This is a genomic window from Shewanella xiamenensis, assembly GCF_024971755.1.
GTDB classification, from domain to species: Bacteria; Pseudomonadota; Gammaproteobacteria; order Enterobacterales; family Shewanellaceae; genus Shewanella; species Shewanella xiamenensis.
On sequence record NZ_CP079718.1, the window covers coordinates 3,611,668 to 3,638,086 of the forward strand.

Here is a 26,419-nt window from a genome sequence, read left to right on the forward strand (position 1 = left end):
CATTTTTCACTACTTTTTTGGTATTTACCCCTTAATTAGGTAAAGTGTAGGTTTATATTGCCCGAAATGAGTTAATTATCGAGGCATTATTTGTCTCTGCAATTTAGCTAACCATTTAATTAATAATGAATTAGTTAAATTAAAGTCAATAACAATAATAAAGGGAAGGACATGAGTCACAATAGTCCAAATGCAGAGAATGATCTGCGCGAAGTCAAACAGTTAGGTATGTGGGCCTCCATCACTAGCCTAAGTTATATTTTTTGGTTAGTGGGCGGCATGGAGCTGGTCGAGCGAATCGCCTATTACGGCGTAAAAGCCAGTGCGGGCTTATACGCCAAAGCGCCAGAATCGGCTGGAGGTCTGGGGATCAGCCTCAGCGACTATGGCATTATTATTTCGCTCTGGGCGATTATGCAGACATTTGTACCCGTGTTTACTGGTGGGATTTCCGACCGAGTCGGCTACAAGGAAACCATTTTCGGCTCGACCGTGATTAAAATCATGGGCTACCTGACTATGGCGTTCTTCCCTACCTTTTGGGGCTTTTTATCGGGGGCACTGCTACTCGCCATCGGCACGGGTATCTTTAAACCCGGTATTCAAGGCACCTTAGTGCTCTCCACCAATCGTAATAATACCTCCATGGCTTGGGGGATATTTTACCAAGTCGTGAATATCGGTGGCTTCTTAGGCCCATTGGTTGCCGTGCATATGCGTCAACTTTCTTGGGATAATGTGTTTTATGCCTGCGCTGCGATTATCTCACTAAACTTCCTGTTTTTATTGACATATACCGAGCCAGGAAAAGCCGAGCGCCTCATCCGTAATCAACAAATTAAATCAGGTGAAGTCGAACAAGAGTCCCTATGGCGAGACGCTTGGCATGAGCTTAAAAAGCCAATTGTGTTCTATTACATGCTGGTATTTTCAGGTTTTTGGTTCTTGTTTAATGCGCTGTTTGATGTACTACCGATTCATATTTCCGAGTGGGTCGATACCAGTGTGATTGTCACTTCGCTCTTTGGTAGTGAAGGCACCAGCAACGGTATTTTACAATTCTGGCTCGGATTAAATAATGAAGGCACGAAAGTGATGCCTGAGGGCATGCTTAACCTCAACGCCGGCTTGATTATGACGAGCTGCTTTTTAATTGCCGCCCTGACCGCCAAATACCGCATAACTACTGCCATGTTGATTGGCTGTTTACTCAGTATCTTAGCCTTTGTGTTTATCGGTGCCTTCCATGCGGCTTGGTTTATTGTGCTCGCCATCGCGATGTTCTCCATCGGCGAAATGATGATTAGCCCAAAGAAAAACGAATTTATGGGTAACATAGCCCCCGAAGGTAAAAAAGCCATGTACCTTGGTTTTGTCATGCTACCTCAAGGGATTGGTTGGGGCTTAGAAGGTTATTTTGGCCCAAAACTCTATGAGATTTTTGCCTCGAAAGAATTGTTCTCACGCGACTTATTACTCGAGCGCGGCATGAGCGCAACGGATGTGAATGCCATCCCGCAAGGGGAAGCTTTTACCACCCTAGTCAGCTTTACCGGTGAAAATGCCCATGATCTGACTCAGCTGCTTTACCACAGCCACAACATTGGTATGGCTTGGTATATTATTGCGGCGATTGGCACCATTTCGGCGGTGGGTATTTATTTCTATGGTAAGTGGTTACTGACGCTGCAACGTGCGCAGAAGGCAGCGAACTAAATACCTTAACTGCGTTATCTAAGCCGCTAATCGATTCCAATTAAAAAGTGAGTGTGCATGCACTCACTTTTTATTTAACGGCCTTGATACGCGACTAAGTCATTAAATCTAGCCTTAAAAACCCGCTAACAGTTCGACCTCAAATTGTTCAGCCGATAGCGCTAATCCTAAAACGTCGCATTGTGCCTGTAACTGTGTAAGCTCCTTATCAACCGCTGATAAGGTCAAGGTATTATCATCCAGCAAATACACCTGGCGTAAACTGGTGAAGTAAAATAGCAATGTAATCAACGCATTTATATCATTATCCGCCGCAGCTGCTTTGACTTTAGCCAGCTTGCGATAAATGCGATTTTGCAGTTGCTTTAACTGCCACACATAATAAATCTCTTTAAAAAAGGGCTGAGTTTTTAGCTGATAGACAATGGCACTACAAAGTAATACCGCCAAAATCACCCCGAGTAAATTCCAGTGGAAATTTCCTGTAGGCTCACCGGGTAAAGCCTCAACGCCAAAGAGCGCAATTAATCCAGCCCCAAAGCCAAGGGAGCAAACGATCAAGGCCAACACTAAGGCCACCATAAACAGGTTCATATTGCTACGATAAAGGGATTTATCAATTTGCTGTAACTTCATGGGTTCTCTTTTAATCAAAATACGCATTGGCGGCGCAGCATAACCCAGTTTGCTTGAGCTTGCCTGAATAATATAAGTCTTCCGCCATCACACCAACCACAAAGGATACAATTTGAAACAAATATGGTTAAGAATTTATATTATAAAATTACCAATCTTTTTATTTAGTTATCTTCCGGTTATTGAGGCACGGTTATCCGCATTGATGACAGGTACGTGCAGATAGGGATCTAAATCAGTGTACAATTTGCTGATATTCAAAGTACGTAACGATTTATTTAACAAACTCCCCTTACTTGCACCACATTCCACTTGGAATGAAGCAACCATCACAGGAATGAAATGGCATTAAAGAACACCTTGCGAAGGTTAGTTTTGCTCACCCTCATTTGCTTAGTCGCCCCTATAAAAGCAGAGGAGCTCTTTGCGGTGGGGACTCGTTTTAGCCAAATTTTTGAACAAAAACCGAACGGCGAATACATCGGCTTAGGGGTAGATATACTCAATCGCTTTGCCCAGCAACAAAAAGTGACCATTCATTATCAAATAGCGCCTTGGCGCCGAGCGCAATCTATGGTTGAGCGTGGCCAAGCAGATATTTTAATTGGTCCCTATTTTTCGGAAGAACGGCAAAAGCACTTAGCCTTCTCGGCCCAACCCTTTTATCGCGATGAAATCGTTTTTTACGCCAGAGTCAATCACCCCACGCCTTGGGATGGTAGTTATGCCAGTATCCATGGATTAAGAATTGGCAAAATGCAAGGCTGGAGTTACGGCTATTTGTTTAACGAACGCACCAAAACGCTCACAATTAATGAATTTGCAGATCTCAAAAGTGGTATTGAACGCTTATCCCGTGGCGATCTCGATTTGCTTGCCACCAACATACGCAATACTCAAGCAGTGCTCGCGCAAATCAAAATTCCACAGGCAATCACCCCTATAATGCCCAGAATTGATATCCAAGATGGCTTTATGGCCTTTCCAAAAGACGTAAAATTTCAACCACTTCAACAACGTTTCGATCTATTTATGCAACATATGGTTGAGACAGGCGAATTGGCTACACTGGCAAAAGTACGTGGCGTCACCATTCCCACCTCAATGCTCACCGATTAATCCCCTTCAATTAACCAGCTAAACATTCCATTAAGGCCAGTTCAATGTGGTCCCAATCCAGCTCTTGGGTTGCAATCATTTCAAGCCGAGAATCAACACAATCATCAAGTTCAGTGACAGTCATATCCCCACTGCTCCAATTGATCCCTGCAATACCATCGCTGGTAATCATCACCGCTTTTAAACGCAGTAAAGTAGGATTTGTTTGGGTCTGGAGGGTAATAAATTGCATTAATTTATCAAAATCAAACTCTTGCATAGGTTCAAGAACCCAGCCGCAGCTAAAACAGCCCTCCCCCTGATTTTGCTTACGTACTATGCCACGCGCATCAAACTGGTAGACCTGCTCGCTTGCCTCCTCGGTAAACAGCCCCTGCAAACCCAAAGTGTCGGCAGTCTTACGCAACACACTGCGAGATTGGCTCAATGCGTTAATGCTAGCGGCTAGGTTAATGGCCGGTTTAGGTAAATCACGGTGTGGTTGCTTAAGGATCTCAAGTAATTGAGCCGATAAGCCTTGAGGCAAACTATGCTCCACCACTGGCGTATTATCGAGTTGTAAGGCATTGAGATAATGAGTTAATTCCTGAGCTAATTGCCTGCCCTGCAATGCCTCAAACTCAGGATATAAATCGGTTTTGGTCGCAACGATCACATCGGCTACTTGCAACTGCTGCACAAAATTATCATGTCCGCGGTAGCGTTCATCCATTAATTTACGGGCATCAATTAGGCATAAAGTGCTTTGAAGGCGGATAACATGTTGATAATGGGGCGCACTGAGGACTTTAATAATTTCATTAGGATGCCCAAGTCCCGTAGGTTCAATCAGCAAGCGATCAGGCTTAGCACGGGCGATCAGTTGATTGATTGCCACTTGCGTGGGTACGCCCGCCGCGCAGCACATGCAGCCCCCAGCAACTTCACGAATCTGCACCCCACTGTTGTTTGCCTCTAAGAGGCCCGCATCGATACCGACTTCACCAAATTCATTGACTAATATCGCCCAAGTTTCGCCCTCAGGTTTAGTCTTCAAAAGTTGTTTTATAAGCGTTGTTTTACCGACACCTAAAAAACCTGTGATGATATTGGTGGGAATGGCTTTGACGATCATGGACAACACTCGCAGGGTAACGGGCAACGTTTAGGGGCATTCGAGTGTAGGGATATTCTAGTTAAAGCTCAACAAAAAGCGCGCCTTGGGCGCGCTGAGTACTGCACTATTTTACTTTATTGCCGCCCTGCGGCTTACCACCAGAACGCTGAGTTTGAAATGGGCTAAATTTAGCCTTATCTTTTGAATACTTACCCTCGCGGGTAGGAGATTTTCTTGCTCTAGCTTGGCTCTCACTCGACTTTCCGGCAGCACTGACTTTGCCAATAGTGCGATCTTTTGGAGCTTTATAACTCCATTTAGTTTTAGTGGTTGCCGCGGGAGCATCGCGGTAACGTGCAGGCAGTGGCGTGCCCTCCTCGTAACCAGGCTGCACGGTGACAGGGAGTTGCTGACCAATTAAAGCTTCAATCTCAGCGAGCATTTCATCATCTGCTGGGCTGACAAATGAAATCGCTCGACCTGACAGGCCCGCACGGCCAGTGCGGCCAATACGATGGACATAATCTTCCGCTAGGAAAGGCAACTCTAGGTTTATCACTAAGGGCAGCGCCTGAATATCAAGCCCGCGGGCCGCCACATCGGTTGCCACCAACACGCGCAGTTTTCCGGCTTTAAAATCATCGAGCACACGATTACGCGCCCCTTGGGTTTTATCCCCATGAAACACGCCCGCGCTGATCCCATCGAGTGTTAACTCCTGCAATAAATGCTCAGCGCATTCCTTAGTACTGGCGAACACCAACACTTGGCGCCAATTATTGCGCCCCACCAGCTCAGATAATAACTCTGCTTTGCGGCGCTTATCGACCCGATACACTAACTGTTCTACGGTCGATGCCGTGGTATTTTCGGCAACATTTACCCATTCAGGTTGATTGAGCATCTTATGGGAGAGTTGCTTCACCGCATCGCTATAGGTGGCTGAAAACAACATCGTTTGATGTACTGGGGCAATAAGGCGCTTCACCTTTTCAATGTCGCGTACAAAGCCTAAATCGAGCATACGATCCGCTTCGTCGATCACTAAGGTCGTTACACTGGACAGGTCTAAATTGAACTGACCAATAATATCGAATAGTCGCCCTGGCGTTGCGACGAGGATATCGACGCCCTGCTCGACGCCTTTACGCTGCGGATTCATATTCGCACCGCCATAAACCGCTAAGGTTTTAAGGGGCAAAAACTGGCTATATTTTTGAATATTCGCACAAACTTGAATTGCCAACTCACGGGTTGGCGTCATCACTAAGGCGCGCAGCAAGGGTTTATCGGCAAGCTGGGCAGCAAGTTGCTCAAGCACGGGCAAGGCGAAGGAAGCGGTTTTACCTGTTCCAGTCTGAGCACAGGCCATAATATCCTTCCCCGTTAAGGCGAGAGGAATAACCTGTTGTTGCACTTGAGTGAGTTGCTGATAGCCACACTCAGTTATCGCATTCAAAATAGGTGAAGATAAGCCGAGTGTGTCAAATTTCATAGGAACTCTTAGGTGTTAGTCGGTGGAATTGCTCAATGCGCAGCAAAAAAGAGACGAATCGAAGAGATGACTTGTTGTACTCTTCAACATTATTAATTTTCTGCATCATGCCCTTAAATGGGGCCGCGGAGTCTAGCAAAATTCGCGGCGGATTTATAGGCAAAACGTCGCACGCCTGATAAACCTTTCTCGCCTAGGTGTTTATGTCAGCAAATACTTGCTGGCAAACTCACTGGCACTGACGGGTTTAGAGAATAAATAACCTTGGCCATAGTCGCAGCCTGCATTGAGCAACACCTGCCGCTGCGCCTCGGTTTCAACCCCTTCGGCGATGACTTTCATGCCCAATTTATGGGCCATCACAATGATGGCTTCACACAGGGTGTGGTCATTTTCATCCGTATCAATATGACGTGTAAATGATTGATCTATTTTCAAATAGTCGATATCGAATTTCTTCAAATAGGCCAGTGATGAATACCCGGTACCAAAGTCATCTAAGGAAACTTGCACGCCCGCATCCCGATAGGCTAACAATTTTTCGGTCACGCCCATGCTAGCATCAAGCAATAGCCCCTCGGTAATTTCCACACAAACGCCAGTACCAGTGACATCTAACTGCTGCAGTAATTCAAGCCAATTGTGTAACAGTGTGCCCTCGTCACGGAACTGTATAGGCGATTTGTTAACACTGATCTGAATTTCCACGCCCAACGTCTTGCGCCACTGGGCGCTTTGGCGTGCTGCTTGTTCAAATACCCAGTTACCGATTTCAACAATCAGCCCAGTATCTTCAGCAACGGGAATAAATTCTGCTGGCGATACAGAGCCGCGCTCCGGATGGAACCAGCGCAATAAGGCTTCTGCCTTAGTCACTTCCCCTGTCGCCATCGCTACTATCGGTTGATAATGCAGTTCAAATTCTTTATTCAGTACGGCTTGACGGAGATCGTGAATTAATCGCATGCGGTACTTAGCGTATTCCTGCATCGAAGGCGTGAAATAGTTAAAGCGGTTGCGGCCTTGATCTTTGGCCGCATACATAGCCTGATCCGCATGTTTAAGTAAACCTTCAATACTGGTCGAATCATCGGGATAAAGCGTGATACCAATACTGGCGCTAATATAAGCAGTTTCTTCACCGAGCAGATAGGGCTCGGCAATACGCCTTAAAATATGTTCGGCAACTCGCTCAATCCCCTTATGATCAGCCATAGCACTTAATACTACGGTAAACTCATCACCGCCAAGTCGCGCCACCACATCGGCATCCCGCACACAGGATTTTAAGCGACTGGCGGTTTCGATCAGTAATTGATCCCCCATGGCGTGACCTAAGGTATCGTTAACCTCTTTAAAGTAATCGAGATCGAGGAACATCAGCGCAAAGTGATTGCGATTACGGTCGGCATTCTTGATTTCGGCACTTAAATATTCGAGCAACATGCGTCGATTAGGCAGGCCAGTCAAGGTATCGTAGTTGGCTTGTTTCCAGATTAAATGTTCACTTTGTTTTTTATCGGTAATATCAGAAAAAAGCGCAACACGACGATAAGGCAAACCCTCGGCATTATTAATCGTATTAATGGTTAGCCAAATGACATACTCTTCATTATTCTTACGCCGTTGGCGCATTTCCCCCTGCCACTCGCCCTTTTCGCGAATGTCATGATTCATGCGCTGATAAAAATCGTGACCATTAAGGTCGCAATACATCATACGAATATGCTGTCCACGAATTTCAGACTCGCTATAGCCAGTGATATCGGTAAATGCGGCGTTTACGGTAATAATCACTCCGTTTTCATCGAGTACACTCATGGCTTCGGAGCTATTGTTATAGACTAACGCAGAAAGTTTTAAAGACTCTTCAATCAACTTAGCATCGGTGATATCGGTATAAGTACCGCACATTCTGAGCGCATTGTTATTGGCATCACGGCTCACCACTTTACCGGTATCTAAAATCCAGCGGATGTCGCGGTTAAGGGTTTTTAAGCGATATTCCATCTTATGTTGCGGCGTTTCGCCACGAATATGGGCCTCGATAGAATGCAATACTTTGGGCCTATCCTCAGCCACTATCGAGTCCATCCATTGGCGACTATTGGCATTGAGCATATCGATATCGCAGCCTAAAATATCGGCGCTTCGGGCATTTCGCTCGATATGGTCATTACGAATATCCCAGTCCCATACCCCAAGATCGCTACTGCTCAGTACCAACTCAAGTTGCTCACGACTGGCGAGTACCTCCATGTCAGCTAATGTTTGCGCCGTGACATCCAAAAAGCCTGCAATCACTAATAATACCTGATGATTTGCTCGCTTACAGGCCACAGTCATATGGGTGTAAACAATCGAGTTATCCTTGGCAATAAAGCGTTTATCTAATTCGTAATTATCAATTTTTCCTTCAAGCATTAGCTCAAACTTTAATAGATCAGCTTCAACATCATCGGGGTGAGTGAGCTGCTTCCAAGTCATATGCAGCAACTCATCCTCTGAGTATTTAAGCATCTGGCATAACCTTGGATTCACCTTGATCCACTTTTGATCGACGCCAGTAATGGCAATCCCAATATTGCCGACGTTAAATTGGCTGCGGAATAAAAAATCATCTTGCAGGCGAATTTGTTCGTCCCGCTCCAGCTCAAAACGGCGAGATAGCAAAAGACTTAGCAGCCAGGTAGCAAGGGGATAAATCAATAATATTGGTAAGGCGATTTTCGACAATACGGGCAATGCAAGCTGGTTAGGCAGCAGAAAAAACCATGACAACATCACTAAATGCACTAAAAAAGCAAAACCAAAGACTTCTTTACCGGAAATATTGGCAAGATAGGACTTACGATAATGCCGCCATATCACACCGATAAGACCGGAACTGATAATTACGCCAACGCCAACCCACATGGCGACACCGCCAATACTGAGTCGGTACAGCGAAGTGATAACAACGGCAATCGCCGTCGGCAAACCACCAAAAAACAGGCCCGAAACACATAACAGCACAGAGCGGGTATCAAAGATAATACCGGGTTCGTACATCCATGGGGTGCTCATAATCGCGACACCAATGCCACCGATAAATAAGCCAATCCCCAGCCGCCATAGTAAAAAATACTGCCGCTGATGCTTTTTAGGAATCGCATCGTACAAAAACACTAAGGCGAGCAGTAACGCTGCATTTTGTACTAAGGGTAAGAAAATGCTTTTATCCATGGATGTGGAAGCAACTCCAAAATGAGGAAATGGTCTATCTTACGAAAACTCTCCCCCAAAAGTGTAGCAGAATTGCTTACAAATCATGATCTAATTACATGGGGTAATTCACAAAATGTTGTAAAGTTGTTTCTGGTAATCAAGGGCGATGCTATGCCAATCGAAGCGCCGCGCTTTCGCCTTGCGTTTTAATTGCGTCCAATCACGCGTATTAAATTTATCGAGTGCTTCAGCCAGCTTTGCCAGCATAGCCTCGCCCTGGCTTTTGATATCTTCGCCATAAAACACAAAACCATCGATATTGTCCTCGACCGTATCCCTTAATCCGCCCACACCATGCACAAGGCAAGGCTGACCGCTACGCATGGCGAGCATTTGGCTAATACCACAGGGCTCAAAAGAACTCGGCATCAGGAACAAATCACCCACTTGATAAAGACACCTGGAGAGTTCCTCATGGTATCCCTGCAGAAATACAAAATGGGCATACTTAGCCGCAAGGGTTTGAAAAAACAGCCCTATCTCTGGGTCGCCGCTGCCAAGCAGCACAAATAGCGCCTTGGGCTGCGTCAGCTGCAACTGTTGCAGTAATGTCTCTAATACCGATAAGCCAGAAGGTAAAATATGGCGCAGGATCAATACTTTTTGATCGGTAAGCCGACCAACAGACGTCAACAGAAAGTTCGGGAACTCCCCCACAGAGGCTTGGCGCCACAGGGCTTGCAGCCGCGTAAAAGCAATCATATCGACGCCACTCACCTGAGTTCGCCCACCCTGCCACTGGGCTAAAGCTGACTCGATGCAACTCAGTAGCTTCGTAAAATCCGTTAATTCCATACGTTCGAGGGAGGTTTGAGCTAAAGCCTCTGGGTATTCGCAACCGTTTAAAATCCCCAGTACTCGACCTTGATCAGTTTTATGTTGCAAATCGGCCTCAAGCCCTTCTCCACCGAAAAAGCCCAACTCTGGGCGAGAGGGAAGCAACACCTCCTTCGCGTAGGTAGGTGAGACTAAATGCACCCTATCCGCCAGCCTAATCCCCATCCGCATCGGATTAATGCAATGGGGATAACGGGGGTCGATAATCTGGGCGCGTTGGCCCTCATCCAACTGGGCAAATAAGTGAGGAAACCAAGCCGCAAAGCTTGACGTATCATGGCTCAGCGGCCTAATGCCCTGCAGGGCAAGATTATGAATCGAAAACACACATTCTATGCTTTTTAACGCTTGATACTCAGGCGCCAGCGCTCGCAGCATAGCTAAACATCCCGTGTGCCAGTCATGCAGATGTAAAAGCTCAGGCATAGGCACAAGCCCTGCCACTAAGGTCTTGGCTACGCTTGCACACAACAGCGCAAACTTAGTCGCATCATCGGCAAAGGGGCGATCACTTGTGCCTTGGCTATAAATCTGCCCGGGGCTCGATTGCCAGAGCCCATGCTCGAGCAAGTAAATATTGGCGCCCAGCACCTTGGGGTGCGCCAGCCAATACAACTTAATCGGCTCCTGTCGCCCGGCAAAACTCACCTCAAACTCATGGATAAGTTTGGCTTCAAAGCCCGTTAAAAATCCGTAGCTTGGCATAATGACATCAGCTTGGATCTCAACCCCCGCCAGCGCTTGGGGCAAGTCACGGATCACATCCGCCATGCCGCCCACTTTCGCCCCTTTCAGCGCCCCATTTTCCGCCGCGACCATTAATATGCGTTTCACCTAACTTCATACTCCAACAGGGTTAATATTCAAGCTAATTAATGGGTTTACCTTACTCGTAGCCCACCGGCAGCCCTAACATATCGCGGGTGACTAAGGTAATGCCTTTCTCGGACACCCTAAAGCCTTTTGCCCTGTCATGGTCGTGGTTATAACCGATCACTGTGCCTTCGGGGATAATACAACCCCTATCGATGATGGCGTTTTTAATCTTGCAGTGGCGCAGCACCACCACATCGGGCAGCACGACTGAATCCTCAACCACGGAGTAGGAACAAACCCGCACCTCGTTAAACAATACGCTGCGGCGCACGGTCGCGCCCGAGATAATACAGCCGCCGGATATAATCGAATCCACCGCCATGCCGCGTCTATCGTCATCGTCGAACACAAACTTGGCTGGAGGCAATTGCTCCTGATAGGTCCAAATCGGCCATTTGGCATCGTAGAGGTTTAAGGCGGGCGTGGGCGATAGCAATTCCATATTGGCCTGCCAAAAAGAATCCAAGGTGCCCACATCGCGCCAGTAGGCTTGCTCATTCGGGAAGGCGCTCTTAAAGGGATAGGCAAACACTTTATGTTTTTCGATGATCGAGGGAATAATGTCTTTGCCAAAATCCCGATCGGAATTGGCGTTTTGCGCGTCTTTCTTCAACTGTTCGAACAAAAACTCAGTGTTAAACACATAGTTGCCCATCGAGGCGAGGCACTTCTCGGGATTACCTGGGGAGTGTTTAGGATGCTTGGGCTTTTCTTCAAATCCTAGGATGCGCATCTCGTCATCGACTTCCATCACCCCAAATGCGCCCGCCGCTTCGGCCACGGGCACCTCAAGGCAGGAGACTGTCATATCGGCGCCAGATTCGGCATGGGCGGCCAGTAAGCCAGCATAATCCATGCGATACACATGGTCACCCGAGAGCACCATCACGTACTTGGGCAGCTCATGGCGGATGATGTCGATATTTTGGAATACCGCATCAGCCGTGCCTTGATACCAATTCTCAGAGTAACGTTGTGAGGCGGGCAGAATTTCTACCGACTCACCTAATTCCTTTTTAAAGTGGCCCCAACCACGCATCACGTGGCGAATTAACGAGTGCGACTTATATTGGGTCACCACCCCAACGCGGCGGATCCCCGAGTTAATGCAATTCGACAGCGGAAAATCGATGATCCTAAACTTACCACCGAAATACAGCGCGGGTTTAGCACGCCAGTCGGTGAGTTCATGTAAACGCGAGCCTCGGCCACCAGCCAGAATCAATGCATAGGTTTCACGAGTTAAATTACTGATATAACGTACATTAGACATAGGCTCTACTCCCCAAATAGCACATCAGTGCCGATTGCTTCACAACCACTCTTCCCTGCCGCCCTAAGGCCGCAGGATTGCATACAACTGCGTATTCCTTCGCTCATTAACGACTCCCTTACAGTTTCCAAATTTCATCCCGATAGCCTGCAATCGTCACATCACTGGAGAAGCGACCACTGGCCGCCGTGTTGCGAATGCTCATTTGCGTCCACTTTTTCGGATCTTTATAAGCCTTAGCCGCAGCCTCTTGGGCGAGGCGATAACTATCGAAATCCGCCGCAGTCATCCACTGATCGTCCGCGCTTTCAATCGAGGCAATAATCGGGTCGAAAATTCCCGGTTCCAGTAGGTTAAAATGGCCGCTCTTGAGTAAAGCCATGACTTCGGATAAGGCGTGGGACTCGGCGATAATGCGCTGAGGTTGGTAATCACAGCGCATTTGGGCCACTTGCTCGGCGTTGAGGCCAAAGAGGAAGAAGTTATCCTCGCCTACCTCTTCGAGCATCTCGATATTGGCGCCATCTAAGGTGCCTATGGTGAGTGCCCCGTTCATCATAAACTTCATATTGCCCGTGCCAGAGGCCTCCTTACCCGCGGTGGAGATTTGTTCGGAGACATCGGTGCCGGGGCAGATTTTTTCCATCGCACTGACGTTGTAATTGGGCAGAAACGCAAAGCGCAGATAAGGCGCCACCACAGGATCGCAATTGACCATATGGGCAACATTACTGGCGAGTTTGATGATGAGCTTCGCCATAAAGTAACCGGGTGCAGCCTTGCCACCGATCAGCACGCAGCGTGGCACCAGATGCTCTGTATGCCCCTGCTGGATTTGATGGTAAAGATGAATAACATGCAGAATATTGAGTAGCTGACGCTTGTACTCGTGGATCCGCTTGACCTGCACATCAAACAGCATTGAAGGGTCAAACTCGACGCCACATTCCTTAGCAATCATCTTGGCCAGCACCGCCTTGTTGGCTTGTTTCACTTCACGCCACTTTTGAATAAAGCTGGCGTCCTGGGTTAAGGCATTGAGCGCCGTCAGTTGGCTTAAGTCCGTCACCCAACCTTTGCCTAAATGGTTGGTTAACAGTTTGGCGAGCGCGGGATTGCAGTGGGCTAACCAACGTCTTGGTGTCACCCCGTTAGTGCGATTGTTAAACTTCTCCGGCCACAGGCTATAAAAATCCTTAAACAGACCCGACTTTAACAATTGGGTATGTAATCCAGCGACACCGTTCACCGAAAAGCTGGCCACTATGGCTAAATAGGCCATGCGCACATGGGGATCGGGGCCATCTTGAATAATCGACATGCTGGCCAGTTTGGCACCATCCCCCGGCCAGTGGTGGGCAACTAAATCGAGGTATCTGGCGTTGATTTCATAGATGATTTCTAAAATACGCGGCAGCATCAATGCCATCATACGCACAGGCCAGCGCTCTAATGCCTCGGGTAGCAGCGTATGATTGGTATAAGCAATGGTTTGACTGGTGATCGACCAAGCGGCATCCCATTCGAGACCATATTCATCCACCAGCAGCCGCATTAACTCGGGAACCGCAATACTTGGGTGGGTGTCATTCAATTGCATCACATTTTTTTCAGCAAAATGAGTGAAATCATTGCCATGGTGATGTACCCAACGTTTTAAAATTGCCTGTAAGCTAGCGGAAGACAAAAAATATTGCTGACGCAGCCGCAGCTCCTTACCGTTCTCGCTGGCATCATTGGGGTAAAGCACCATAGTGATCTGCTCGGCGAGGTTTTTACGCGCCACCGCCTCTGTGTAATCCCCTTGGTTAAATTCTGCTAAGTCAAAATCATCGGTGGCTTCAGCCTTCCAAAGTCTTAAGCTATTCACGCGACCATTACGATAACCGGGGACAGGCATATCGTAGGCAACAGCGAGCACATCTTGGGTATCGACCCAAATCATGTGCCTGCGCCCTTGTTTATCGACATAGGATTCGGTGTGACCAAAGAACTTTACCGTCACATTATGGTGCGGAACACGCACCTCCCAAGGATTGCCCTCACGTAACCAGCGATCAGGGCGCTCAACCTGATAACCATCAACTATCTTTTGGGCGAACATGCCGTATTCATAACGAATGCCATAGCCAGTCACGGATAAGTCCATGCTGGCGCAACTATCGAGAAAACAAGCAGCAAGCCGCCCAAGGCCACCATTGCCTAAGCCCGCGTCATGTTCGGCCTCTTCTATCTCCTCGAGGGAAACAGAGTAATGGCTTAACGCCTCGCGGCTATCTTGCTCTAACTCTAGATTTAACAAAGCATTGCCCAGTGTCCTGCCCATTAAAAACTCGAGTGACAAATAGGCCACTTGTTTGTTGTCGTAGCAGCTATCTTTGATGCGCGTCTCACGCCAATCATCCAACATTTGCTCTTTTACGCTGAGAGCCAGCGCTTGAAATAATTCACCACGCGCCCCTTCGCCGCGGCTTAATCCATAGCGAACATGGCGAGTAAACGAAGCGGGCAAGGCATCACAGGGCTCGCAGGGTTCGGGTGCTGGTTTTTTCTTAGTTTCAACGGCTTTTGTTGAACGTTTTTTGGGAGTAACGCCGCTGGTATTTGGGCTCAGCTCACTGTTATGACTCATAGTTAATTCCTTATAAAATCAGCATGAAACAGCATAAGACTGCGATCCTGTAGCAAGTACCGCGTCGGTGAGGACTGAGCATCCAGCGGCTCAGTGGGAGTTAAAAATTGTGGGTCCGTTTGGGTATGCAGCAGGCATTGCCACGGCCCTAAACCGTCAAAAACCGGCAGGGTAAAGGCCAAAGGGTGCTCATCAGCATTAACCATCAACAGCAGTGCTTGAAGGTTGTCACCCTGAGTCTGCGGCTGAGTGGCGGTTAAATTGCCTGATAACACCACACTAAGACTGCGCCCAATGGACTCGCTCCACAGGCTTTTACTCATGGGCTCCCCTTGACGACTAAACCAATCCAGCCTCACCCCCGTTGGGGTTGAGACAGGGCTTGCCGCTTGGATTGCAGATGCCTCAGGCGACCAATTGAAGGCATTGGCCACTAGCTGCTCATGGATAAAACGTTTGGCGCACAGCAGCGGGAAGCGTTTACGCAAGGCAATGAGCTGTGAGGTGAAATTCAGCAATGAGCTATCCATGCCATCCGCTGACCAATCGAACCAATTCAAGGGGTTATCTTGGCAATAGGCGTTATTATTCCCGCCTTGGGTGCGGCCCGCCTCATCACCACTGAGTAACATAGGCACTCCTTGGGAGAGAAATAGCGTGGTCAATAGATTGCGTTGCTGGCGGGCGCGCAGCGCAAGAATGGTGGCATCCTCAGTGTCGCCCTCTACCCCATAGTGATAGCTGAAGTTCTCATGGTGGCCGTCGCGGTTTTCTTCACCGTTGGCCCAATTGTGCCGCTCGCAATAACTCACTAAATCTTTGAGGGTAAAACCATCGTGACTGGTTAAAAAGTTGATACTGGCGGCAGGAGGCCGGCCGCTATGCTCAAAGAAATCCCCCGAGCCATGAAAACGCCGCGCAAACTCGGGCAACATGCCATGATCGCCGCGCCAAAAACGCCGCATAGTGTCGCGGTATCTGTCATTCCACTCACTAAAAGCCACCGGAAAATTGCCGAGCTGATACCCACCAGGGCCAATATCCCAAGGCTCGGCAATCAGCTTCACCCGACATAACACAGGGTCTTGCAGCAGCGCATCAAAAAAACCGCTACCTGGGTCAAATCCATAGGCTTCACGGCCAAGGCAGGCGGCTAAATCGAAACGAAAACCATCGACGCCCATCACTTCGACCCAGTAACGCAGCGAATCTAACACCAACTGCAACATGCGCGGATGGTTGAGGTTTAAGGTATTACCGCAGCCAGTATCATTGATATAAAAGCGTTTATCATTTGGATGCAGGCGGTAATAACTCAGATTGTCGATACCACGAAAGCTAAAGGTCGGCCCGAGGCGACTGCCCTCGGCGCTGTGGTTATAGACCACATCGAGTATGACTTCGATACCCGCGCCATGCAGCGCATCCACCATGTTACGAAACTCAGCAATATCCTCACTCGAGAGATAACTCGGCTCAGGCGCAAAAAAGCCAATGCTGTTGTAACCCCAATAGTTAGATAGCTGTTTTTCAAGTAAAAAAGGCTCGGAGAAAAATGCCTGAACTGGCAGTAACTCGACGCAATTTACGCCGAGATTAACTAAGTAATCTATCGCGGCTTGGGAGGAGAGCCCTGCAAAGGTGCCCCGCAGCGGTGCATCTATCTCAGGGTGCAGTGCGGTAAAACCCTTTATGTGCATCTCATAGATAATGCACTGCTCAAGCGGTAGTGGCTCACGCTTACTCGAGAGAGGCCGAATAGTATGCGCCTTAGCGGCATTAAAAAGAGGGCGAGTATCGACCACTTTGCATTTGGGGACAAAAGCCGCGTTATCTAAGGTGCTGAAAGATAAGTCTTCATTAGGACTATCTATCTCATAGCCAAAGTTGGCGATATGGTGGTGATAACGCCCCACAAGCTGGCGTGCGTAAGGGTCTAATAACAACTTATGCGGATTAAATCTGTGGCCTAATTGCGGCTCGTAGGGACCATAGACACGGTAGCCATACAGCTGGCCGGCACTCAGCCCATGCACATACAAATGCCAGATTTGCTGGGTTTGCTCCGTCAAGGCGATGCGCTGAATTTCCACCTCGCCTTGGGCATCAAACAGACATAACTCCACCCCAGTGGCATGGGCCGAAAACAGGGCGAAATTCACCCCGCCATCATCGACCGTCGCCCCTAAGGGAAAAGGCTGCCCCACACTTAGGTTAAAGGCGGTTGAGCCATCAGCATTTACAGGCACAGGATTCGTCATAGGCTGGTATCTCTTGGCGCCTCTGTCGCAGGCCCGAGGATCAAGCAACCCAGAGGCGGCACAGTGATCAACGCGCTCGATGCCATACCCTGCCAAGGTAAATCTTCGGCAATCACCTTGCCCGCATTACCCTGATTACTGCCGCCATAGAGATGGCTGTCGCTATTGAGGTACTCACAGAAATCCCCGCCTTGGGGCAAGCCAATACGAAATCCTTGGTGCAGGGTTGGTGTCATATTCACCACAAACACTAAGGGCACATCACTGCCCTCGCCATAGCGAACAAAGCTAAAAATACTGTCGCGGCCATTGTCACAATCGAGCCAGCGAAAACCCTGCGAGTCATAGTCGAGCACGGATAAGGCGGGGAATTGGCGATAGAGCTGATTCAAATCCCGAAGCCAGCGCTGCACGCCTTGGTGAGGCTCGAAGGCGAGCAAATGCCAATCGAGGCTATGGTTATGGTTCCATTCGTCGCGCTGGGCGAACTCGCTGCCCATAAACAGTAGTTTTTTGCCCGGATGCCCCCACATAAAGCCGTAATAGGCCCTGAGGGTAGCGAATTTTTGCCAATCATCGCCGGGGATTTTATGCAGTAAAGAGCCCTTGCCGTGCACTACTTCATCGTGGCTTATCGACAGCATAAATTGCTCCGAATAGGCATACATCAGGCTAAAGGTCAGCTGGTTATGGTGATATTGGCGATAGATGGGATCGCGGCCCAAGTAACTTAGGCTGTCGTTCATCCAACCCATATTCCACTTAAAACCAAACCCCAGCCCGCCGCTATCCGTCGGCTTAGTCACGCCTGCAAAGGCGGTTGACTCTTCGGCTATCATGCAAATGCCGGGGAAGGCTTGATACAAGCGTTGATTCAACATTTGCAGAAAATGAATCGCCTCTAGATTCTCCCGTCCGCCATAGGCATTGGGCAGCCATTGCCCGGGTTCGCGGCTGTAGTCGAGGTACAACATGGATGACACCGCATCGAGCCTTAGGCCATCGAGGTGAAATTCCCGCAGCCAATAACAGGCATTGCTGAGCAGAAAACTGCGCACCTCACCACGGTCGTAGTTATAGATCAGCGTATCCCAATCGGGGTGCGTGCCTTTGCGCGGGTCTTCATGTTCATAGAGGCAAGTGCCATCGAAACGCACAAGGCCGTGGGGATCCTTAGGGAAATGCGCCGCGACCCAATCGAGTAACACGCCAATGTCGGCCTGATGGCAGGCATCGATAAAGGCCTTTAAGCCATTGGCATCACCAAAACGATGGGTCGGCGCGTACAGGCCAACGGGTTGATACCCCCAAGAGCCGTCGAAGGGATACTCACTGATCGGCATCAACTCGATATGGGTAAAGCCTTGCTCCTTCACATAGGGGATCAACTGCTCGATTAAGTCTTGATAATCAAAATATTGCTCACCAAACTCGCCTTTTCGGCGCCAAGAGCCTAACTGCACTTCGTAGATAGACATAGCGGCGCGATGCCAAGCCGTGGTCGCCCGTTTGTCCATCCATTGTGTATCTGCCCAAGGATGTTGGTGTTTTTTCGGCACTATGGAGGCATTGTGCGGCGCACATTCCATTTGGGTCGCCATGGGGTCGGATTTGGCGTGGCGCTCGCCATTTTGATAAATCAAATCAAACTTATAGTGCACGCCTTCGGCAACATCAGGCAGGAAAATCTCCCACAAGCCGTTGGCCAGATGCTGGCGCATCACATGGCGAGTATCGTCCCAGTGGTTAAAATCCCCCACCACAGAGACTCGTTTAGCATTGGGGGCCCATACGCAAAAATGCACGCCTTCAACGCTATCAACTTGGCGCCAGTTGGCACCTAAAAAACGATAAGCCTGTTCAGAACTTCCCTCACCGAAGAGATATAAGTCCTGACTATCGAGGAGGGAGCCAAACTGATAGGGGTCGATAATATCCAGCTCACAGAGGGGATAAGTCACCCGTAGCGCATACAAAAAGGGCTTAACCCGTCTGCCAAGCGTACCCGCAAATAGCCCCGCCTCATTGACGCGCTCAAGGCTCGCCACCTTGCGGCCATCCTTAAGACTTATCACATCAACCTTTTGGGCATTGCGTAAAAAACAGCGCACCACCAAGGCCTTGCCCTCGTTGATACTGTGCATACCAAGCAGGGAAAACACATCCGTATATTGACCGTTTAACAGCGCGACATCGCTACCGTCATAGAAGTAAGTCTGGGCTTGAGTCATCATTTGGCTTCCATTTTTAGTCAAAGGGTATCTGTATGCGCAGCCGTCTCTGGCAAATGTCTTGCCGCAGCAATGCGTTGCAAACGCTCAGCCAGCGCAGGCCTAGCTGCAGCTTCGCTTAGGCTGATGGGCAATCGCCGCTGCCAATTCGGGTACTCGAGCCAAGTGCCGGGAATATTCACCGCATGGCGATCCCCGAGCAGATCGCACCACTGCACGCTGTAAAGTGCGCTGTTGCCCGAGGCGCCAAAGGGCATCCACGCCGTTAATAAATCTTCAATATCAATCTGTTGAATATCTGTCTCCGGCAATAAGCCCTGGGAGATTAAGCACTGCGCGAGCTGGTGTTTTTCCTGCTCACGTCCGGCTAAGGCCTCACCTAATTGCTCGTCGGTATTGAGCAGTTCGAGTTGTCGCCTCAGGTGCAAATCGCTGCCCGTCCACCAGGCGACTAAGGTCGGCACATCGTGATTTGCCAGCATCATCAAACTCTGGAACTTATACTGGCTCGGCGGTTTAAAGCCCTGATGGTCTTTGCAGAAGTAGAACAACTCGTTGGAATAGATCCCCGCCTGATACAGGCGATGAATAATATCGGGCGGCACTAGGCCTAAATCCTCACCAATCACCACACAGCGGGCACGTTGACTCTCAAGGCAGAGAATCGCCAACAGGGTTTCGACGGGGTAATACACATAGGCGCCATGGCCGAGGCGCTTATCCAGTGGCCACCACCAGAGCCGCAACAGTCCCATCACATGGTCGATTCGCAGCGCACCGCAGTGGGTCATGTTGGCGCGGATAAGCTCAATAAAATGACGATATTGATGCTGTTTTAGCTTGACGGGGTCGAGGGGCGTAAGACCCCAGTTTTGTCCCTGCGGCGCGAAGGGATCTGGCGGTGCACCTATGCTGGAGTTTAAGCAGAACTGCTGCGAATTGGCTTGAACCTCAACGCCTTGCAACGCGGCGCCCACGGCCAAATCGCGGATAAGCCCTATGCCCATTCCCGCTTCTTTGGCTTTGAGTTGGCACAATTGCAGTTGATCTTCGGCCACAAACTGCAGGTACAAATAAAAGCCTTCATCCTGTGCGATGGCCCTTGGACTGCGTAGCGATTCTGCTTGGGCAAATTCCCTAAGCGGCGCCCCCTGCTCTGCCACAAAATCCTCAAAACGCTGCGCTCTGGGGGTGTTTGGCTGTAAATGGTGTTCGCAAAAGACAGCGTATAAACGTGCAAAGGCGCGGTATTTAAGTTCACTCACCTTGGGATAATCGAGCCAGTTCTCCGCATTGAGTAGGGCGATGGCTTCTTGCCATTCCTTCGCCGCAAACTCCGTCTTTAATGACTCAAATTCAGGCACGCTAGGTAAATGAATATACAGCGGATTAAGCCTTCGACGATCGCAGGGACTATAGGGACTCGGATGTTCCGGCGCGGCAATATCTAAGGCATGTAATGGATTGAGTTGAATAAAATCGGCGCCATACTCGGCCACTAAACCAATAAGTTGCTCTAAATCGCCAAAGTCGCCGATCCCCCATTGGCTTTCGCTGCGCAGGCTATACAGCTGAAGACTCACGCCCCAAGGTTTATGGCGCTTTCCTTGAGCCACAGCGCTCATCACCCCTTGATAGGCGGTTCTAGGCGCCACCATAAAAGTGCCATGGAACTCAGTCGCCTTACTTGCAGCAGAAATGCTTGCTGATGAGTTGCTTGCTGCTGAAGTGCTTGCCGATGCAAGGCCTTGCTGAGCATCTACCAGCCCAAGCAAACTGACGCTCAGGGTGTGATACCCAAGCCCCAGGCAAGATAAATCACTTAAGTTGTCTTTATTGTCAGATGTATTTGGCGCGGTGCTAACATTTTCCCATGAACGGCGAGTCTCTGAATCGATATATGGCTCACTGGTATCGTCCACATCACGGCAATAAAACTCATGGCCTAAGAGGTCAAGGCGGTATTGCAGGAACTGACACTCATTGGCAAAGGGGCTAGTGCCAAATTTCGCCAACTCCTGCGCCTGAATACGATAATCCCCGATCGGTTTTAGCGCCGAAAACGGTACCTCGAGGATAACCCTGTCCCCTTTTTCACAGGTAAAGGTGAGCAGCAGATCGCCACGGTAAGATTGAGGTAAATACAGGCAGACCCAAGGTTCGTCGACATAGCACCAATGAAACGCCGGCAACACTTGTGTCCAATGTTGTGCATCGAGCTGATACACCTGAGCGTCAAGCTCATCGCCACTGGGTAAACTCGTTAATGGTTCATCCTTTGCCTCGCAGGCCTGAGTGTTTTTCTCCTGCAACATACAGGTTAAAATCCCTTGCCTGTCAGCCTCGGGAATGCGGATGTACTTGCCAAAGCAGTCAGTAAAGTCTGCTCCCACGCCCCGCAAATACAGCAACTTATCCAGCCCCATATTTGTCGCCCCCGCGACTGCTCATCCATAGCCTTAGATAGGCAGTAACCATGCCAGCGCAAAATAACAGCATGAAGACAGATTTGTGTCAGCCAAGTGACAACAAAGAAAACTTATAAATCAGCATCTTGAATAAAATACGTGCCTTTATCACCCAAGCCTTTGCCCACCGAGCTATCTAGCAAACGCACTAGTTTGAAGCAGGGAGTGATTAAAAAAGGTGCAACGCGCTTAAATGGCGCAAGCAAAACAGCATCTTATCTTTGAGTACATTAGTGAGCTTTATCCCTTAGGTTGAATGCCTCTCTGGCACGGGGGTGATTAGATTGGCAACTAGCTGCAACACTTTGTATCAATTACATTTTTCATCTTGAAATTCCCTTCATCGCTCTGTCACTATGCGCGCACAAAACAAAAACAACACTTAATCGCAACATTTACCCATGCCCGCTTACATTATCCAAGCAGGCAGAGGCGTGGCGAACAACGCAAAAATAAGGAAATTGATATGAAAAGAATCACGGGACTTTTACTCGCCAGCAGTTTGAGCATGGTCCTCAGTGCCTGCGGCGGTGGCGAAGATGATCTCACTCCCAATATCCCCAAACCCGACCCAACTCCACCGAGCTTAAGTGCCGATGTCTGTTATTTAATGAGTACCACAAAGGGGGATTTAACCTTAGCCATCGACCTCACCCATATGCCCATCACGGGCAAGAACTTTAAACAGTATGTCGATAAGTCCTTCTATAACGGCACCTTATTCCACAGAACCATTAATAACTTTATGATCCAAGGCGGCGGTTTCACCACGGGATTACAGAGCAAGCCAACGAGCTCGCCGATTAAAAACGAGGCCGCCGTCGGCATCAGCAACAAACGAGGCACTATCGCGATGGCGCGTACCACAGTGCCAGACTCAGCGACATCACAGTTCTTTATCAATGTGTTAGATAATCCCCAGCTCGATGCTTCGGCGAGCAGCTATGGTTATGCTGTGTTTGGTAAAGTCATCGAAGGGATGGATGTGGTCGATCAGATAAGCATTGTGCCGACCAAAACCAGTAACGGTTTTAACGACACACCAGTGACTGAGATTTTGATTAATAGTGTGACAGAAACCAACTGCCCCAAAGCTTGATAAATACTCGGGGTTAAATAAAAAGCACTGATTTATCAGTGCTTTTTATTATTCTCGGCCCAAGGAGATTATTCATCCCCTTGAATTTTACCCACTAACAACATAGGTGCTGCGTCGATTTTATCGGCGTCCATCATGGCCGCAATTCGCTCCACCGATGAGAGTAGCTGACTCTGCTCCCACTCTTCAAGATTTTGATATTGCTTAATAAAGTGTTCCTGAAGTGGTTTAGGAGACGCCTCTAAAAGTGCGCGCCCCGCATCACTTAAATACAAATGGACTTTACGCTTATCGGACTCGCTGCGTTTACGGATCACTAATCCCCGCCCTTCGAGCCTATCAATAATCGTTGTCACAGTGGCTGGGCTGAGGGTGATTTCTTCGGCCACCTGCTTGGCTAAGGGAGCGCCGAGTTGGGCAATCTTCTGCATCACCATCAACTGTGGTCCCGTCAAGCCGGAATGCTTATTGAGTTGCCGCGAATGAATGTCGATAGCGCGGATCACGCGGCGCAGTGAAATCAGCAGTTGTTCATATTTTTCCATCGTACTTCACATACTCCTCATCAACTCAACGGCCGCACCTTACCAGAAACTCAACCACAACTCACCTTGGCGGGCAATTTTATCGCGTAATAATCTGAGTTTAACTAAACAAGTAAAAGCTGAAAAAACTCTTAAAAAACATAGCGTATGCAGCCCTTAATCTCTGTCATAAAAATTCATTATTTAGTTATCTAGTTCCAACTTTAGTGCGAATTTCACCTCAGGAATCTATCTAAACCGATCTAGATCACAACTTGGCTACCCCTTAATTGGTAGTTTGGTCACCAGAAAGAAACAAATTTAATATACAAGCAAATAGGTGGATATATGGCTGCTAAATTTTTTATTCCTTCCGTCAACGTATTAGGCAAAGGCGCAGTAGATGATGCTATTGGTGATATCAAAACCTTAGGCTTTAAACACGCGCTAATTGTGACGGATAAACCTTTAGTCAATATTGGTCTAGTCGGTGAAGTGGTCGAAAAACTCGGCCAAAATGGTATTACCTCAACCGTGTTTGATGGCGTACAACCTAACCCAACCGTCGGGAACGTTGAAGCAGGTCTTGCGCTGTTAAAAGCCAATCAATGCGATTTTGTGATTTCACTCGGTGGCGGCTCACCACACGATTGCGCTAAAGGTATCGCTCTTGTGGCAACCAACGGTGGCAGCATCAAAGACTACGAAGGCTTAGACCAATCCGCTAAGCCACAACTGCCATTAGTAGCCATTAACACCACCGCCGGCACCGCCAGTGAAATGACCCGTTTTTGTATCATCACTGACGAAGCTCGCCATATCAAAATGGCAATTGTCGATAAACACACCACCCCATTACTGTCTGTGAATGACCCAGAGCTGATGCTGAAAAAACCAGCAAGCCTCACTGCTGCAACGGGCATGGACGCGCTGACCCACGCGGTTGAAGCCTATGTGTCTATTGCTGCGAACCCCATTACCGATGCTTGCGCCATTAAAGCCATTGAGCTTATCCAAGGCAACTTAGTGAATGCGGTAAAACAAGGCCAAGATATTGAAGCCCGTGAGCAGATGGCCTATGCGCAATTCTTAGCGGGTATGGCCTTTAACAACGCCAGCTTAGGTTATGTGCATGCCATGGCGCACCAATTAGGCGGTTTCTACGATCTGCCCCACGGTGTGTGTAACGCCCTCTTATTACCCCATGTGCAAGAATACAACGCTAAAGTGGTACCGCATCGCTTAAAAGATATCGCCAAAGCGATGGGTGTCGATGTTGCCAATATGACGGATGAGCAAGGTGCTGCGGCTGCAATCACCGCGATTAAAGCCCTATCCGTTGCGGTAAATATTCCAGAAAACCTGACGTTACTCGGGGTTAAAGCGGAAGATATTCCAACGCTGGCTGAAAACGCCTTGAAGGATGCCTGTGGTTTCACTAACCCTAAACAGGCAACCCATGAAGAGATCTGCCAGATCTTCACGAATGCGTTATAAGTCATACAAGCTCTAACGCCTATCAGCGCGCCAATTGACAGGATGTTGTTCGGCTAGCGCAAGCTAACGACATAGAATCGGCCCAAACAAGTTCCCTTGTTTGGGCCTTTCTTTTTATGCATCAAAGACACCTTTAACACCACATGATCACAGCAAAAACCGCCGTAACGCCTTAATCTTCGGCAATTGAGATCGCGCAGATCGAAAATTCCATCAAATAGCGCAAAAACGTGATCTTGGTGGGTTACATGCTGTTACAAATCCGCTAGACTGGTTCCAGTTCGCTTTTTCCCTGCAAAAGATGAAGCCAGCTGAGAGGCCCGTTTTAAGGAACGGGCCTCTGTCCATTCAAGCCCTCATCAACCATGCACTTCCCTCATATTTTGCTAATGTTAAATAGCATACTCATCAAAACATTTTTATACCTATCATTAATTGGTGCTTTATTGCGCAGTAGTTAAGCAAAAACGAATTTGAATGCAAAACTGAGAGATAGCCCAAAGTTATTCGTTAAAAACTCATGCTAAATAACAGCTATGGCAAATAAATTAACTCGCTCATTTTTATATAAAAACACTTGTAAAAACGGTGATTTATCTAGGACGGTATCAGCGTAATTAATGATTGACCGAATTCAAAAACGATGCCTATGATGGCAGCAACATCCTCTACAGGTAGGTACGCTATGACAGCAATTACTCATGTATATAACTACACAGTTAGATGTCCGCATTACAAAGATCCCGAACATACCGCAAGTTGGTTAAACCACATTGAATTAAACCAATCGAGTGAAATTGCATTAAACCGTATCACCAAATGGCATGAACTCTCAGGCACTAAATCCTTTGAAACCAGTAAGTTTGTCGTCCGCAAAGCCGAAAATGAAGAAGCCTATTTTTCGATGCAAAGCGATAGACTTAAAAATGATGGTCATGCGCTCGTCACCTTTAAAATTTTCCTCGATACCTGTTGCGACAAGGCCGCACCAGAAGAAATTATGCAGCACCTAATCCAAGACTATCAGCAACGTTTAGCCAAGCTAGAACAGGCATAGAACACCATTCGCCGTGGGCATATAGCGTCAAATGCCCAATTATCCCAAAGGCCAAACCAACGTTTGGCCTTTTTGTTAAGTACTTTAGTCAAAGCTGCAGCAAGCAATTGTGATCTCATGCCTAGGGCGTGTTGACGTTTCAGTTTTTTGGAGCAATTTGGCTGGTGTTTATACAAGGCAAAATCCGTGCTGTGTAATCATCCGACATAAACGGAGAATAACGCAGCAGAAACGCTGCCGGAAGAGTTCGTCAGACAAGCACATGCTCTTACTTTCTGTCATTAAGAGCGCATGTCATTTGAGTAGAATAACTACGCATTATTCTTCGTTTCGCG

At 48.3% G+C, this 26,419-nt stretch carries 16 protein-coding genes; 5 read left to right on the forward strand and 11 right to left on the reverse strand.

The features are described from left to right. The first annotated feature begins 171 nt into the window (after window positions 1-171). A complete protein-coding gene (locus KXJ80_RS17045) occupies window positions 172-1,716 on the forward strand; it encodes an MFS transporter (protein WP_218738247.1) in 1,545 nt (514 codons plus the stop codon). A 114-nt stretch (window positions 1,717-1,830) separates the two neighbouring features. Here KXJ80_RS17045 and KXJ80_RS17050 read toward each other — a convergent pair whose 3' ends face one another. Beyond that, a complete protein-coding gene (locus tag KXJ80_RS17050; protein ID WP_218738246.1) occupies window positions 1,831-2,352 on the reverse strand; it encodes a DUF3087 domain-containing protein in 522 nt (173 codons plus the stop codon). Window positions 2,353-2,694: 342 nt separating this feature from the next. On the opposite strand from KXJ80_RS17050, the gene KXJ80_RS17055 reads away from it, so the two are divergent. Continuing rightward, window positions 2,695-3,471 carry a substrate-binding periplasmic protein gene (locus KXJ80_RS17055; protein WP_069454558.1) on the forward strand — a complete coding sequence of 259 codons (777 nt, stop codon included), beginning with the start codon at window positions 2,695-2,697 and terminating at the stop codon, window positions 3,469-3,471. 10 nt (window positions 3,472-3,481) lie between these two features. On the opposite strand, the gene KXJ80_RS17060 is transcribed toward KXJ80_RS17055, so the two are convergent. The 9 genes from KXJ80_RS17060 to malQ all read right to left on the reverse strand — a co-directional run bounded on the left by KXJ80_RS17060 (window position 3,482) and on the right by malQ (window position 21,865). Further along, on the reverse strand, window positions 3,482-4,585 hold the full coding sequence (locus KXJ80_RS17060; protein ID WP_218738245.1) for a CobW family GTP-binding protein: 1,104 nt from the start codon (window positions 4,583-4,585) through the stop codon (window positions 3,482-3,484). A gap of 106 nt (window positions 4,586-4,691) precedes the next feature. Further along, a complete protein-coding gene (locus KXJ80_RS17065) occupies window positions 4,692-6,062 on the reverse strand; it encodes a DEAD/DEAH box helicase (protein ID WP_055648007.1) in 1,371 nt (456 codons plus the stop codon). A 201-nt stretch (window positions 6,063-6,263) separates the two neighbouring features. Continuing rightward, a complete protein-coding gene (locus tag KXJ80_RS17070; protein WP_218738244.1) occupies window positions 6,264-9,287 on the reverse strand; it encodes an EAL domain-containing protein in 3,024 nt (1,007 codons plus the stop codon). A gap of 108 nt (window positions 9,288-9,395) precedes the next feature. Continuing rightward, window positions 9,396-10,985, reverse strand: a complete 1,590-nt coding sequence (locus tag KXJ80_RS17075; RefSeq protein WP_218738615.1) for a glycogen/starch synthase — start codon at window positions 10,983-10,985, stop codon at window positions 9,396-9,398. Window positions 10,986-11,052: 67 nt separating this feature from the next. Beyond that, window positions 11,053-12,315, reverse strand: coding sequence for a glucose-1-phosphate adenylyltransferase (gene glgC / locus KXJ80_RS17080; protein ID WP_011717793.1), 1,263 nt, complete (start codon window positions 12,313-12,315; stop codon window positions 11,053-11,055). 118 nt (window positions 12,316-12,433) lie between these two features. Beyond that, a complete protein-coding gene (locus tag KXJ80_RS17085; RefSeq protein ID WP_218738243.1) occupies window positions 12,434-14,947 on the reverse strand; it encodes a glycogen/starch/alpha-glucan phosphorylase in 2,514 nt (837 codons plus the stop codon). Between the two features lie 2 nt (window positions 14,948-14,949). Continuing rightward, entirely contained in the window at window positions 14,950-17,208 is a 2,259-nt protein-coding gene (glgX, locus tag KXJ80_RS17090) for a glycogen debranching protein GlgX (RefSeq protein ID WP_218738242.1), read from the reverse strand. Beyond that, complete coding sequence (glgB, locus tag KXJ80_RS17095; RefSeq protein ID WP_218738241.1) at window positions 17,205-19,442, reverse strand: 1,4-alpha-glucan branching protein GlgB; 2,238 nt, start codon at window positions 19,440-19,442, stop codon at window positions 17,205-17,207. Before glgB ends, glgX begins: the two co-directional genes overlap by 4 nt. Before the next feature lie 17 nt (window positions 19,443-19,459). Then, window positions 19,460-21,865: a 4-alpha-glucanotransferase gene (malQ, locus tag KXJ80_RS17100; protein ID WP_218738240.1), complete on the reverse strand. Its 2,406-nt coding sequence runs from the start codon at window positions 21,863-21,865 to the stop codon at window positions 19,460-19,462. A gap of 508 nt (window positions 21,866-22,373) precedes the next feature. On the opposite strand from malQ, the gene KXJ80_RS17105 reads away from it, so the two are divergent. After that, window positions 22,374-23,006: a peptidylprolyl isomerase gene (locus KXJ80_RS17105; RefSeq protein ID WP_047532932.1), complete on the forward strand. Its 633-nt coding sequence runs from the start codon at window positions 22,374-22,376 to the stop codon at window positions 23,004-23,006. Window positions 23,007-23,074: 68 nt separating this feature from the next. Here KXJ80_RS17105 and KXJ80_RS17110 read toward each other — a convergent pair whose 3' ends face one another. Then, entirely contained in the window at window positions 23,075-23,551 is a 477-nt protein-coding gene (locus KXJ80_RS17110) for a MarR family winged helix-turn-helix transcriptional regulator (protein WP_037416024.1), read from the reverse strand. A gap of 327 nt (window positions 23,552-23,878) precedes the next feature. On the opposite strand from KXJ80_RS17110, the gene yiaY reads away from it, so the two are divergent. After that, a complete protein-coding gene (yiaY, locus tag KXJ80_RS17115; RefSeq protein ID WP_037416021.1) occupies window positions 23,879-25,027 on the forward strand; it encodes an L-threonine dehydrogenase in 1,149 nt (382 codons plus the stop codon). 685 nt (window positions 25,028-25,712) lie between these two features. Further along, entirely contained in the window at window positions 25,713-26,084 is a 372-nt protein-coding gene (locus tag KXJ80_RS17120) for a hypothetical protein (protein WP_037416019.1), read from the forward strand. The last annotated feature ends 335 nt before the right edge of the window (window positions 26,085-26,419 follow it).